The 13,155-nt window shown below is 61.6% G+C and carries 15 protein-coding genes; 12 read left to right on the forward strand and 3 right to left on the reverse strand.

What is annotated here, in order from left to right:
* Positions 1–44: 44 nt before the first annotated feature.
* From bluB to CRO59_RS11610, 12 genes are all read left to right on the forward strand, one after another.
* Positions 45–695: a 5,6-dimethylbenzimidazole synthase gene (gene bluB, locus CRO59_RS11560; RefSeq protein WP_027614059.1), complete on the forward strand. Its 651-nt coding sequence runs from the start codon at positions 45–47 to the stop codon at positions 693–695.
* Positions 692–1,600, forward strand: a complete 909-nt coding sequence (cbiB, locus tag CRO59_RS11565; RefSeq protein WP_097087506.1) for an adenosylcobinamide-phosphate synthase CbiB — start codon at positions 692–694, stop codon at positions 1,598–1,600. Before bluB ends, cbiB begins: the two co-directional genes overlap by 4 nt.
* Entirely contained in the window at positions 1,593–2,585 is a 993-nt protein-coding gene (gene cobD, locus CRO59_RS11570) for a threonine-phosphate decarboxylase CobD (protein WP_097087508.1), read from the forward strand. The genes cbiB and cobD overlap by 8 nt, the downstream gene beginning before the upstream one ends.
* Complete coding sequence (locus CRO59_RS11575) at positions 2,582–4,033, forward strand: cobyric acid synthase (RefSeq protein ID WP_097087510.1); 1,452 nt, start codon at positions 2,582–2,584, stop codon at positions 4,031–4,033. Before cobD ends, CRO59_RS11575 begins: the two co-directional genes overlap by 4 nt.
* A gap of 228 nt (positions 4,034–4,261) precedes the next feature.
* Positions 4,262–4,783: a bifunctional adenosylcobinamide kinase/adenosylcobinamide-phosphate guanylyltransferase gene (gene cobU, locus CRO59_RS11580; protein ID WP_097087512.1), complete on the forward strand. Its 522-nt coding sequence runs from the start codon at positions 4,262–4,264 to the stop codon at positions 4,781–4,783.
* Positions 4,780–5,835, forward strand: a complete 1,056-nt coding sequence (gene cobT, locus CRO59_RS11585; RefSeq protein ID WP_097087514.1) for a nicotinate-nucleotide--dimethylbenzimidazole phosphoribosyltransferase — start codon at positions 4,780–4,782, stop codon at positions 5,833–5,835. The genes cobU and cobT overlap by 4 nt, the downstream gene beginning before the upstream one ends.
* Entirely contained in the window at positions 5,832–6,407 is a 576-nt protein-coding gene (cobC, locus tag CRO59_RS11590) for an alpha-ribazole phosphatase family protein (protein ID WP_097087516.1), read from the forward strand. Before cobT ends, cobC begins: the two co-directional genes overlap by 4 nt.
* A 1-nt stretch (position 6,408) precedes the next feature.
* On the forward strand, positions 6,409–7,140 hold the full coding sequence (locus CRO59_RS11595) for an adenosylcobinamide-GDP ribazoletransferase (protein WP_097087519.1): 732 nt from the start codon (positions 6,409–6,411) through the stop codon (positions 7,138–7,140).
* 174 nt (positions 7,141–7,314) lie between these two features.
* On the forward strand, positions 7,315–7,719 hold the full coding sequence (locus CRO59_RS11600) for a MarR family winged helix-turn-helix transcriptional regulator (RefSeq protein WP_007950413.1): 405 nt from the start codon (positions 7,315–7,317) through the stop codon (positions 7,717–7,719).
* A 53-nt stretch (positions 7,720–7,772) separates the two neighbouring features.
* The gene (locus CRO59_RS11605) at positions 7,773–8,981 is read left to right on the forward strand and encodes an MFS transporter (RefSeq protein WP_097087521.1); all 1,209 of its coding nucleotides are present in this window, start codon (positions 7,773–7,775) and stop codon (positions 8,979–8,981) included.
* Complete coding sequence (locus tag CRO59_RS28940; RefSeq protein WP_256214479.1) at positions 8,978–9,103, forward strand: hypothetical protein; 126 nt, start codon at positions 8,978–8,980, stop codon at positions 9,101–9,103. The genes CRO59_RS11605 and CRO59_RS28940 overlap by 4 nt, the downstream gene beginning before the upstream one ends.
* Positions 9,104–9,158: 55 nt before the next feature.
* The gene (locus tag CRO59_RS11610; RefSeq protein WP_096797413.1) at positions 9,159–9,716 is read left to right on the forward strand and encodes a glutathione peroxidase; all 558 of its coding nucleotides are present in this window, start codon (positions 9,159–9,161) and stop codon (positions 9,714–9,716) included.
* A 202-nt stretch (positions 9,717–9,918) separates the two neighbouring features.
* Here the strand turns inward: CRO59_RS11610 and CRO59_RS11615 are convergent, their stop codons facing one another.
* The 3 genes from CRO59_RS11615 to CRO59_RS11625 all read right to left on the reverse strand — a co-directional run bounded on the left by CRO59_RS11615 (position 9,919) and on the right by CRO59_RS11625 (position 12,319).
* A complete protein-coding gene (locus tag CRO59_RS11615; RefSeq protein WP_027614069.1) occupies positions 9,919–11,190 on the reverse strand; it encodes an OmpP1/FadL family transporter in 1,272 nt (423 codons plus the stop codon).
* A 146-nt stretch (positions 11,191–11,336) separates the two neighbouring features.
* The gene (locus CRO59_RS11620) at positions 11,337–11,819 is read right to left on the reverse strand and encodes a hypothetical protein (protein ID WP_007962906.1); all 483 of its coding nucleotides are present in this window, start codon (positions 11,817–11,819) and stop codon (positions 11,337–11,339) included.
* Positions 11,820–12,094: 275 nt separating this feature from the next.
* Complete coding sequence (locus CRO59_RS11625) at positions 12,095–12,319, reverse strand: hypothetical protein (protein WP_007962908.1); 225 nt, start codon at positions 12,317–12,319, stop codon at positions 12,095–12,097.
* Positions 12,320–13,155 lie beyond the last annotated feature (836 nt).

Below are 13,155 nucleotides of genomic sequence, written 5' to 3' on the forward strand. Positions count from 1 at the left end.
AGCACCCCGTCCAATGTGGGAGCGAGCCTGCTCGCGAAGAGTCCATGACCGACAACACATTCTCCGAAGCCGAGCGCCAAGCCGTCTACCGAGCCATCGCCGAACGCCGCGACATGCGCCACTTCACCGGCGGCACGGTCGAACCGGAGCTGCTGCGCCGTCTGCTGGAAGCCGCGCATCAAGCGCCCAGCGTCGGCCTGATGCAGCCATGGCGCTTCATCCGCATCAGCGATCGCGCCCTGCGCGGGCAGATCCAGAACCTCGTCGAAGAAGAACGCATCCGCACCGCCGAAGCCCTCGGCGAGCGCAGTGACGAGTTCATGAAGCTCAAGGTCGAAGGCATCAACGACTGCGCCGAAGTCCTGGTCGCGGCGCTGATGGACGATCGCGAAAAACATATTTTCGGCCGTCGTACGCTGCCGGAAATGGACATGGCCTCGCTGTCCTGCGCGATTCAGAATCTGTGGCTGGCGTCCCGAGCCGAGGGGCTGGGCATGGGCTGGGTGTCGCTGTTCGAACCGCAGGCACTGGCCGATCTGCTGCAGTTGCCGGCCGGGGCCAAGCCGTTGGCGGTGTTGTGTCTGGGGCCGGTCAAGGAATTCTATCCGGCGCCGATGCTGGTACTCGAAGGGTGGGCGCAGGCGCGGCCGCTCAATGAGTTGCTGTACGAAAATTATTGGGGAGTGAGTCAATGAGTGTGGCGTTGTTGAGTGTCGCCGCGGTCGCGCTGGATGCGCTGCTGGGTGAACCGAAACGCTGGCATCCGCTGGTGGCGTTCGGCAATTTTGCCGGGCGCATCGAGCGCCGTTTCAATGCGGGCGGGCGTGGCTGGCGCAGTCACGGGGTCACCGCCTGGGTGATCGCGGTGCTGCCGCTGACCTTGCTCGCCACCGCGTTTTCCTGGGCGCCTTACGTGGGCTGGATCGTCGAGATTCTTGCACTGTATTGCGCCCTCGGCATGCGCAGCCTCGGTGAGCATGTCGCGCCGGTAGCCGCCGCCTTGCGCGCTGATGATCTGGAAGAGGCGCGCAAACGCGTCGGCTATCTGGTCAGTCGCCAGACCAGCGAACTGGACAGCACCGCCGTCGCTCGCGCCGCGACTGAATCGGTGCTGGAAAACGGCAGTGACGCGGTGTTCGCCGCGCTGTTCTGGTTTGTCGTGGCCGGCGCGCCGGGCGTAGTGCTCTATCGCCTGAGCAATACGCTCGACGCTATGTGGGGCTATCGCAACGAACGCTTCGAACGCTTCGGCTGGTGCGCGGCAAAAATCGACGACGTGCTCAACTATATTCCGGCCCGGCTGGTGGCGCTGACCTACGCGCTGCTGGGCAACACCCGGCTCGCCTGGAAATGTTGGCGCAGCCAGGGCCCGCAATGGGACAGCCCGAATGCCGGTCCGGTGATGGCGGCCGGTGCCGGTGCATTGAATGTCGAACTGGGCGGCCCGGCGATCTATCACGGCGAACTGCATGAGCGTCCGCAACTGGGCGAAGGTTCGCCGGCCGATGCCGATTCGATTGATCGCGGCTGGCAATTGGTCCAGCGCGGGGTATGGTTATGGCTGCTGATTCTCTGCGTGGGGGCTGAATTCTATGCTTGAGCACGGTGGCCGGCTGCGCAAGGCTGCACTCGATTACGGGATTGCCGAGGCTGACTGGCTCGACCTCTCCAGCGGCCTCGCGCCGTGGCCGTTTGCGGTGCCGGAAATTCCGCTGCGCGCCTGGGCACGCTTGCCGGAAACCGATGACGGGCTGGAACAGGCCGCGTGTGATTACTACGGCGCTTCGCAGGTGCTGCCGGTGGCCGGTTCGCAGATGGCGATTCAGTTGCTGCCGCGTTTGCGCCGCGCCGGCAAGGTCGGTGTGTTGTCGCCGTGTTATGCCGAGCACGCCGAGGCCTGGCGCCGCAGCGGTTACATCGTGCGCGAAGTGCTGGAGCAGGAAGTCGAATTCTTTCTCGATAGCCTCGACGTGCTGGTGGTGGTCAATCCGAACAACCCCACTGGCCTGAGCCTGACCCCGGCGCGGCTGCTCGACTGGCACGCTCGGCTGGCCCAGCGTGGCGGCTGGCTGGTGGTCGATGAAGCGTTCATGGATAACACACCGCAGCTGAGTCTGGCGCCGCATGCCAACCAGATCGGATTGATTGTGCTGCGTTCCTTCGGCAAGTTTTTTGGTCTGGCCGGGGTGCGTCTGGGCTTCGTGCTGGCCGAGCGCAAGTTGCTCAGATTGCTCGCCGAACAGGTTGGGCCGTGGGTGGTCAGCGGGCCGACGCGGGTGCTCGGTCAGGCCTGTCTGCAAGATACTGAAGCGCACACCCGGCAACGCATTCGCAGCGATGAAGCCAGTGAACGTCTGGCGCTGCTGCTGGAGCGCTATGGCTTCAAACCTCAGGGCGGTTGCGCGTTGTTTCAGTGGCTGATCACCGAGCACGCGCCTGCGTTGCACGAGTTCATGGCCCGACGCGGGATCCTCCTGCGCATCTTCACCCACAACAGCAGCCTGCGTTTCGGCCTGCCTGCCAACGCCGCTGAAGAAGCGCGTCTCGAACAAGCGCTGCAAGCTTTCGCCAAGGAAACCCAATGACAACCTTGATGGTTCAGGGCACCACGTCCGACGCCGGTAAAAGCACGCTGGTGACGGCGCTGTGCCGCTGGGCCACCCGTCAGGGCGTGGCGGTGGTGCCGTTCAAACCGCAGAACATGGCGCTCAACAGCGCGGTGACCGCCGACGGCGGCGAGATCGGCCGGGCGCAAGCGGTGCAGGCACAAGCCGCGCATCTCGAACCGCACACCGACATGAACCCGGTGTTGCTCAAGCCCAACAGCGACACCGGCGCGCAGGTAATCATCCATGGCCGCGCGGTCACCAGCATGAACGCGGTGGCGTATCACGACTACAAAGCCATCGCCATGCAAGCGGTGCTCGCCTCGCACCAGCGGCTCAGCGCGGCATATCCGCTGGTGATGGTCGAAGGCGCTGGCTCGCCGGCCGAGATCAATCTGCGTGCCGGGGACATCGCCAACATGGGCTTCGCCGAAGCGGTGGATTGCCCGGTGCTGCTGATCGCCGACATCAATCGCGGCGGCGTTTTCGCGCATCTGGTCGGCACGCTGGAGTTGCTGTCGCCGAGCGAACAGGCGCGGGTCAAAGGTTTCATCATCAATCGTTTTCGCGGTGACATCGCCTTGCTCCAACCGGGCCTCGACTGGCTGGAACAGCGCACCGGCAAACCGGTGGTCGGCGTGCTGCCGTACGTGATGGACCTGCATCTGGAGGCCGAGGACGGCATCGACCAGCGCCAGACCGACAAGGCTGAGCAAGTGCTGAAAGTGGTGGTGCCGGTGCTGCCGCGCATCAGCAATCACACGGACTTCGATCCGTTGCGTCTGCATCCGCAGGTCGATCTGCAATTCATCGGCCCGGGGCAGGCGATCCCTGCCGCCGACCTGATCATCCTGCCCGGCTCGAAAAGCGTGCGCAGCGATCTGGCGTATCTGCGTGCCAACGGCTGGGACGCGGCGATTAATCGGCACCTGCGCTATGGCGGCAAGTTGCTGGGGATCTGCGGCGGTCTGCAAATGCTCGGCGAGCAAGTGCACGATCCGCTGGGCCTGGAAGGCGCGCCGGGTTCGAGTGCCGGCCTCGGTTTGCTGGCGTTCGAAACCACGCTGGAAGCCGAGAAGCAATTGCGCAATGTCCGTGGGCATCTGGCGCTGGAAAACGCTGAGGTCAGTGGCTATGAAATCCATGCGGGCGTGACGCTGGGGCCGGCGCTGGAGAACGCGGCGGTGCATCTGGATGACGGTCGTTGCGACGGCGCGCAGAGTCTGGACGGGCAGGTGTTCGGCACTTATCTGCACGGCTTGTTCGAATCACCGCAAGCCAGTGCCGCGTTGCTGCGCTGGGCCGGGTTGAGCGATGTGCAGGAGGTGGATTACCACGGCTTGCGCGAGCGCGATATCGAGCGGCTGGCGGATCTGGTGGAGAAGCATCTGGATACCGGGCTGCTGCGTCAGCTCTGCGGGATTTAGGCTGGCTGTTACGGCCTCTTCGCGAGCAGGCTCGCTCCCACGTTGGAACGCATTCCCATGTGGGAGCGGGCTTGCTCGCGAAGGGGCCGGTTGCCTCAATACATAAATGACAGAACATCTCCATCCACCACAGGGGAGTGAGGTGTTTCAGCCACTGCGGTCACTGTGGGAGCGGGCTTGCCCGCGAAGAGGGCGATTGCCTCAACACATAATTTTCAGGATGTCCCCATGCTCCAACTGATCCTCGGCGGCGCCCGCTCCGGCAAAAGTCGCCTGGCGGAAAAACTCGCCAGCGACAGCCATCTGGCCGTCACTTACATCGCCACCAGCCAGCCGCTGGACGGTGAGATGAACGAACGCGTCGCCCATCACCGCGCCCGGCGTCCGGCCGAATGGGCGCTGATCGAAGAGCCGCTGGAACTGGCCCGCGTCCTGCGCGAGAACGCCAGTGCCGAGCGTTGCCTGCTGGTCGACTGCCTGACCCTGTGGCTGACCAACCTGCTGATGCTCGATGACGCCGCGCGTCTCGCCGCCGAGCGTGAAACCCTGCTGGACTGCCTGGCGTCATTGCCGGGGGAAATCATTTTTGTCAGCAACGAGACCGGAATGGGTGTCGTGCCGCTGGGCGAATTGACTCGCCGCTACGTCGATGAAGCCGGTTGGCTGCATCAAGCTCTGGCCGAGCGTTGTCAGCGAGTCGTGCTGACCGTCGCCGGCCTGCCCCTGACCCTGAAAGGACCTGCGTTATGACTCAAGCGTGGTGGTTGAACCCGTGCCAATCCGTGAATGCCGAGATCGTTGAACAGGCGGCGGCGCGCCAACAGCAACTGACCAAACCGGCCGGCTCCCTCGGTCGCCTCGAAAGCGTGGCGGTGCAACTGGCCGGATTGCAGGGACAGATCAAGCCGACGCTGGAGCAGGTCTGGATCGCGATTTTTGCCGGTGATCACGGGGTGGTCGCGGAAGGCGTTTCGGCATTCCCGCAGGAAGTCACCGGGCAGATGTTGCTCAACTTCGTCAGCGGCGGTGCGGCGATCAGCGTGTTGGCGCGGCAGCTCGATGCACAGCTGGAAGTGGTCGATCTGGGCACCGTGACACCGACGTTGAATCTGCCGGGCGTGCGTCATCTGAACATCGGCCCTGGCACGGCGAATTTCGCCAAGGGCGCGGCGATGACCCAGGCACAGGGCGAACTCGCCTTGCAGGCCGGTCGCGATAGCGTGCTGCGCGCCAAAGCGGCTGGCACGCAGTTGTTCATCGGCGGCGAAATGGGCATCGGCAACACCACTGCCGCCAGTGCGCTGGCCTGTGCCTTGCTCGATTGCCCGGTGGCGCACCTGACCGGTCCTGGCACCGGGTTGAATGCCGAAGGGGTCAGCCATAAAGCACAGGTGATCGAACGCGCACTGGCGCTGCACGCGGCGCAACGTGGCGATGCGCTGCAAACCCTGTTCAACCTCGGGGGGTTTGAAATCGCCGCACTGGTCGGCGCGTACCTGGCGTGTGCGCAGGAAGGCGTCGCGGTGCTGGTCGACGGCTTTATCTGCACGGTCGCCGCGTTGGTCGCGGTGCGGCTGAATCCAGCCTGCCGCGAGTGGCTGCTGTTCGGTCATCGTGGGGCCGAGCCGGGCCATCGCCATGTGCTGGAAACCCTTAACGCCGAACCGTTGCTGGAGCTCAGCCTGCGTCTGGGCGAGGGCAGCGGCGCGGCATTGGCCGTGCCGCTGTTGCGTCTGGCCTGCGACCTGCATGGGCAGATGGCGACGTTCGCCGAAGCCGCAGTGGCGGATCGTCCGGCATGACCTTGCGTCTGGACCTGCTGCGCCACGGTGAGACTGAGCTGGGCGGCGGTTTGCGCGGCAGTCTCGATGATGCGCTCACCGAAAAAGGCTGGGCGCAGATGCGTGCCGCGGTGGTCGCGGGCGGGCCGTGGGATCGGCTGATCAGTTCGCCGCTGCAGCGTTGTGCACGGTTTGCCGCAGAGCTGGGCGAGCAACTGAATTTGCCGGTGCAGTTGGAAACGGATCTGCAGGAACTGCACTTCGGTGCCTGGGAAGGCCAGAGCGCAGCGGCGTTGATGGAGACTGATGCCGAAGCGCTGGGGCTGTTCTGGGCTGATCCCTATGCCTTCACCCCGCCGCAGGGTGAGCCGGTCAGCGATTTTGCGGCTCGCGTGCTGGGCGCGGTTGCGCGTTTGCATCAGGCCCATGCCGGTGAACGCATTTTGCTGATCAGTCATGGCGGCGTGATGCGCCTGTTGCTGGCGCAGGCGCGAGGTTTGCCGCGAGAACAGTTGCTCAATGTCGAAGTTGCGCATGCGGCGCTGTTTGCGCTCAGCGTCGAAGCCGATGGCGTGCTCAAGGAAGGTTACTGAGATGCTGCCACTGTTGATCGCCCTGCAATTTCTCAGCAGCTTGCCGATTCGTCTGCCGGGGATGCCGGAGCCGCAACAGCTCGGGCGTTCGCTGTTGTTTTATCCGCTGGTGGGGCTGCTGTTCGGAGTGATCCTCTGGGTATTGAACCTGGCATTGAGCGGCGCGCCATTGCTCCTGCATGCGGCGCTGTTGCTGACGGTGTGGGTGCTGCTCAGCGGCGCGCTGCACCTCGACGGACTGGCCGACAGCGCCGATGCCTGGCTTGGCGGTTTCGGTGATCGCGAGCGCACGCTGACGATCATGAAGGATCCGCGCAGCGGGCCGATTGCCGTGGTGACGCTGGTGTTGGTGTTGCTGCTGAAGTTCTGCGCGTTGCTGGCGCTGATCGAGCAGGGGGATGCGGTGATGTTGATCATCGTGCCGTTGTTGGGGCGTGCGGCGCTGCTGGGACTGTTTCTGACCACACCGTATGTGCGCGCGGGTGGGTTGGGGCAGGCGTTGGCTGATCATTTGCCGCGTAGAGCTGGTTGGTGGGTGCTCGGGGCGAGTGCGCTGGCGTGTTTGCTGATTGCCGGGGTGAAAGCGATTGTTGCGCTGGTTGTCGCGTTGGTCGGGTTTGTCTGGCTGCGGCGGGTGATGATGCGGCGGCTGGGCGGGACTACGGGCGATACGGCGGGGGCGTTGCTGGAATTGCTGGAGATGGTGGTGTTGGTTGGGGTGGTGTTGGTCTGACATATTGCCAAGACACCGCCGGCCTCTTCGCGAGCAGGCTCGCTCCCACATTTGGAATGCATTCCCCTGTGGGAGCGAGCCTGCTCGCGAAAGCGGCCTGTCAGGCGCTACAAATGTAGTGGTAAAACTCATGTGTAACTTGATTTAACACAGTCGCGGGTATATACACGCATCATGCTTCCTTCTCAGTGTTTGTGCACCAACCTGCGTCGCGCCGCTCGTGGCGTCAGCAGGCATTACGACGGCGCTCTCGACGGCTTCGGGATCAACGTTGCCCAGTATTCTTTGCTGTGCAATCTGCAGCGTCTGGATCAACCGAGCATCTCGGAACTGGCCGAAGCCATGGGCCTGGATCGCAGCACCCTGGGGCGTAACCTGCGGGTGCTCGAAGGCGAGGGCCTGGTGGCGCTGGCCGAGGGTGAGGACATGCGTAACCGCATCGTCCGTCTCACCGAAACCGGTGCACAGCGCCTCGCGGCGGCGCTGCCGGCCTGGGAAGCGGCGCAACAGCGATTGATCGATCGTCTGGGCGCCGAGAAGCGTGAAACCTTGCTGCGACTTTTGGACGAACTGGCCTGAAGGCCGGTTTTTCCGGTTTTAAGCGGGTATATACCCGCGAACGGAGAATAACAATGACATCGATGTGGCGTACGTGCGGTTGGGTGTTGCTGGGAAGTGCGCTGATTCTGGCGTTGTCATTGGGCGTGCGGCACGGCTTCGGTCTGTTCCTGTCGCCGATGAGCGCGCAATTCGGCTGGGGGCGCGAAGTGTTTGCCTTCGCGATCGCTTTGCAGAACCTGATCTGGGGCCTGGCGCAGCCGTTCACTGGCGCGCTGGCTGACCGTTTCGGGGCGGCGAAAGTGGTGCTGGTCGGCGGCGTGCTGTATGCCGCGGGCCTGGTGTGCATGGGGCTGTCCGATTCGGCGCTGACCCTGTCGCTGAGTGCCGGTCTGTTGATCGGCATCGGTCTCTCCGGCACTTCGTTCTCGGTGATTCTCGGTGTGGTTGGCCGCGCCGTACCGCCGGAAAAACGCAGCATGGGCATGGGCATCGCCAGTGCCGCCGGCTCATTTGGCCAGTTTGCGATGTTGCCGGGCACTTTGGGCTTGATCGGCTGGCTCGGCTGGTCGGCGGCGCTGCTGGTGCTTGGCCTGCTGGTGGCGCTGATCGTGCCGCTGGTGAGCATGCTCAAGGACAAGCCGCTGCCGGTGCTCGGCCATGAGCAGAGCTTGTCCGAAGCATTGCGCGAAGCCTGCTCCCACTCGGGGTTCTGGCTGTTGGCGTTCGGCTTTTTCGTTTGCGGCTTCCAGGTGGTGTTCATCGGTGTGCACCTGCCGGCCTATCTGGTCGATCAGCATCTGCCGGCGACGGTCGGTACCACGGTGCTGGCGCTGATCGGGCTGTTCAATATCTTCGGCACTTATACTGCCGGCTGGCTCGGTGGGCGCATGTCCAAGCCGCGTCTGCTGACGGCGTTGTACCTGCTGCGTGCGGTGGTGATCGTGCTGTTCCTGTGGCTGCCGGTGACGACGACCTCGGCGTACCTGTTCGGCATGGCCATGGGCTTCCTCTGGCTGTCGACGGTGCCATTGACCAACGGCACGGTGGCGACCTTGTTTGGCGTGCGCAATCTGTCCATGCTCGGCGGTATCGTGTTCCTGTTCCATCAGCTCGGCTCGTTCCTCGGCGGCTGGCTGGGTGGGGTGGTGTATGACCGTACCGGGAGTTATGACTTGATCTGGCAAGTGGCGATTCTCTTGAGTCTGCTGGCAGCCGCGCTGAACTGGCCGGTACGCGAGCGTCCTGTGGCACGTCTGCAGCCGGCTGTCGGCGCCGTATGAAACGCTCCTGGCCTCAAATCGCCTTCACCGCACTCGGCGCGCTGTTGCTGGCGCTGGTGTGGTGGGGCTGGCATCAGGGCGGCCTGGCGTTAATGCAGTTGGGCCTGGGCGCTTGCTTGTAGGCTTGGATGGCGAGTAACGTCGGGAGTCTGATGACTGCTCAAAGGATGCCCCGACATGCTCATGCGCTGGTGTGCTGTACCCGCGTTGCTGATGGCGTTGACCGGACTGGCCCAGGCCGCTGACTGTCCGGAGGCGCTGCAAGGTTCGTTGCCCAAGTTGCGCGCCAAGGAATCCGTCGATCTGTGCCAGCGCTACGCCGGCAAGCCGCTGGTGGTGGTCAATACCGCCAGTTTCTGCGGCTTCGCCCCGCAGTTCGAGGGCCTCGAAGCGCTCAATCAGCATTACAAGGCGCAAGGCCTGGAAATGCTCGGCGTGCCGTCCAATGACTTCAAGCAGGAGTCCAAGGACAGCGCCGAAACCGCCAAGGTCTGCTACGCCAACTACGGCGTGACGTTCACCATGACCGAACCGCAGAAGGTCCGTGGCGACGATGCTACTCACCTGTTCAAGGTGCTGGCCGAACAGAGCAGTGCGCCGAAGTGGAATTTCTACAAGTACGTGATTGATCGTCAGGGCAAGGTGATCGCGAATTTCTCCAGTCTGACCAAACCCGATGATCCGGAGTTTATTGCGGCGGTTGAAAAGGCTATCGCCTCAAAACCTCTCAATTGATAACACACGCTTTTTGTGGGAGCGGGCTTGCTCGCGAGGGCTGCGGATCATTCAGCACTTGTTCTGGATGTCAGACCGCATTCGCGAGCAAGCCCGCTCCCACATTTGATCTGGGGTGTTTGAACAGGTATTAAAAAGCCCCGCTTTCTGTAAAGAGAGCGGGGCTTTTCTGTGGGCGAGGGGTTAGCCTCGCCGTGCAGCATCAGAAGCGGTAAGTTGCGCCAACACCGAAACCGTTTGCCGAGTTTTCATACTTGGCATCGTAGGTCTGGCCACGATCGTTCTGGTTGTGGATCTTGACCGACTCTTCCTTCAGGTACGAGTAAGCGACGTCGATGGTCAGGTCTTCGGTCGGGCTCCAGCCGGCACCGATGCTGAAAATGGTGCGGTCGCCAGTAGGAATGCGTGGCGAACGGTCGACGTTGTTGGTCGGCGACTGGTCGAAGGTCAGACCGGTACGCAGTACCCATTCCTTGTTCAACTGATACGAAGTACCCACGGCGTAAGCCCAGGAGTCGTGCCAGTTCTGCTCTTCGGTAATCTCGCCGAACTGACCGGCCAGCAGCGGCTGTACGCCCGAGTTTTCAACGGTGATCTTCTTCAACTGGCTCCAGCGGGTCCAGGTCGAACCGGCGTAGACGTTCCAACGATCGTTGATCGCCTGAGTGACCGAGAAGTCCACGGATTCAGGGGTGGTGATCTTCAGCGAAGCGTCGTACTTCTGCTGGGCGCTTAGGCCGACGGCGCCCAATACGCCGTAGTTGACCTTGGTGTTGCCTTCGAGCTTGTAATCGACTTTCGAGTGGTAGGTCAGACCCAGACGAGTGGTGTCGGTGGCCTGTACCAGCACGCCGATGTTGTAGCCCAGCGCGGTGTCGTCACCCTTGATCTTGACCTTGCCGTCCGGCGCAGCCTGAGTGATCGACAGGTTGGATTCCAGCGTGCCGTCGATGCGGTTGATGGTCGGACCGAAACCGATCGACACCACGTCGTTGAACTTGTAGCTGACAGTTGGCTGGAAAGTGATGACTTGTACTTCGGACTTGCTGCCGAAGTAACGGCCGCCAAAGCCTTTTTCGTAGTCGGTAATCAGACCGAACGGCACGTACACGCCGAGGCCGAATGCCCAATGCTCGTCGATCGGTTTGACGTAGAAGCCCATAGGTACGGAGGTGAAGGGCACCATGTCGCCTTTGTTGCTGCCGCCGTTAGGGCTGGAGCTGGCGTCGCTGATATCGGTCTTGGCATCGAGAAATGCAACACCGCCAGTGACTTGTTCGCGCGTGAGGCGCGACATGCCGGCAGGGTTGCCATAAACAGTGCTTGCGTCGTCGGCAGAAGAGGATCGCCCAGCGTAACCAGTGCCCATCCCGCTGATGCTGTGTTCGTTGATGGCAAAGCCAGCTGCGAAGATCTGGGTGGATGCCATGGTAACGGCGAGGCTAAGGGTGGTTTTGAGCATGACTTTTTTCATTATTAGAACTCCTGGTGATCACCGGGGCGAAAATTACCAACATTTTCGTCCCAGCGCTATAGTCCGTATGGCTTGAGTTAGAGCGGTTTTGTAGGACAATCCGACCAGATTCGCGACCTGTTGAGCGATCTTCTGAAACTCGCCAGTCAACACGCGACCTGATTCACCGGTGAAACACAGGTTTGCCAGGCGTAGGTGAAGTCGCGCAGACGACCTTGCGGCTGGAAGGTCTGACGCCAGATTCGCGCCATGCCCAGCAGATCGTCCGGGGCGGGGAGGGGGGTGTGTTGTTCTTCTACCAGCAACCAGGCGATGGCGGTGGCATAACGCAGGTTGACGGTCAATTCCAGGTGCGGGCCGCTCAAAAAAGCATGTTGGCTGGCGAGGCCGCGAACCAGGCTCGCACGCTCCGGATCGAGTGCCAGATAGTGATCCCAAAGGGCCTGGTGGCGGTGCTCGGCAATCCGGTAGAGGCCGTGGCCACGGCGGTCATGCAGGGCGGAACCGAGGGCGGACTGGCTGGCTGCAATGCCCAGTAGCAGGGATTCGGCAGTTGCGCAGTGGCGTCCCAGATAGATCAGTGTGGGACGGATCACATAGCGGCACAGTTCGCTGGCAGCGATACCCATAAAACCCTCGGATCTTGTAATTGGCCGGCGATACCTGAAAGGGCCTTGGCAGCAGTGGATCGACTCAGGCTCGCCGAAAGCGGATCAAGCCGCTTGAGTTGAAGTGTAGTGTCATATTCGCGACGTAAAGGCCTGTTTTTAAAATATTTCCGGCAGCGAGCCACAGGCGTTATATCCGAAGGTGCTTAGGCGCGAAGGGCTAAAAGCGAAATATCGGGCAATAAAAAACCCCGCATTTTTGTGCGGGGCTTTTGCTTTTGCAGCCTTTTCGGCTCTCAGGCAATCAAGGCCTGACGCGTACGATCAATAATGGCCTGCAGCGGTTCGGCGCTGGAGTACTGATCTGGGTACAGACGCTCGCTGTGGCGAGCGATCCCGTGTTCATTGACCACGGTGAAGCTGAAGCAGCCTTTGCGAGCGGCCATGATCAGGCAGTTCATTGGGGCAAAAGCGTTGGTTAGGGTGCGAATGGCATCCTGAGTCTGGATTTGAGTAGACATAGTTATTAGGTGTTCCTACAAATGACACGGATAAGAACCGTGCAACGTTAAAACGTTCCAGTAATGTCGACCACCATTGGTCGAACAAAGAACCCGACTGGAACAAAGCAGCCAGTTTGAAGCGCTATTAAGTTGGCGCGCTTGGGCTGGCAGGTAGGTACTTAGGAGGACAGGCAACACATCGAGGGCAAAGGTTCTGGGCCCGGGGTGAAGATCCTGATCAATTTGCAGGCTGGTTCGGTCAGAGTAAGTGGTCTTCGCAACACCCTTTGCATTCATTCAAAGGCAGTGTCGGCGCAAGATTTACCTGGAAACCATCGAGGGGTCGTTCCCGCTTTTTTCGGTGAAGGGCTTCTGGGAAGAAGGTTGACCGTGGGGATGTGTTCGACCGGAATTGACTTTCAGCTTGGTACTAACGCCGCGGATAGTAACGGAACGTCCTGGGCAATGCAAACCCGGCGGCAAAAAAAGATTTCGGTCGGTGGCGCGGATCACGGGTGACAGGGCTGGCCCCTTCGCGAGCAGGCTCGCTCCCACAGGAGAACGGGGCCGATTGTAGGAGCGAGCCTGCTCGCGAAGAAACCATCCGTCGCCACAAAAGCGTGCAGCCATGTCCATCGTCAGCCCGCTTATCCCCAGTCCGAGGCGCCAAAAGGGCCAAAAAAGCGCATCGATATAACCGGGTAACAGGTACTTGTGCACATTAGTTGCGCAGACGGTAACCTTGCTGTCATATCAATCCTGACCCCGATGGCTGCCTGTATCAAAAGTTTAAGTCAATGAAAAATATCGTCTTTTTTTGTTGGTGAAAAAATCGTCAGTTTGACTGCGAGCCC

The sequence above is a fragment of the Pseudomonas sp. LAMO17WK12:I5 genome, from assembly GCF_900215165.1.
Taxonomy (GTDB): Bacteria; Pseudomonadota; Gammaproteobacteria; order Pseudomonadales; family Pseudomonadaceae; genus Aquipseudomonas; species Aquipseudomonas putida_A.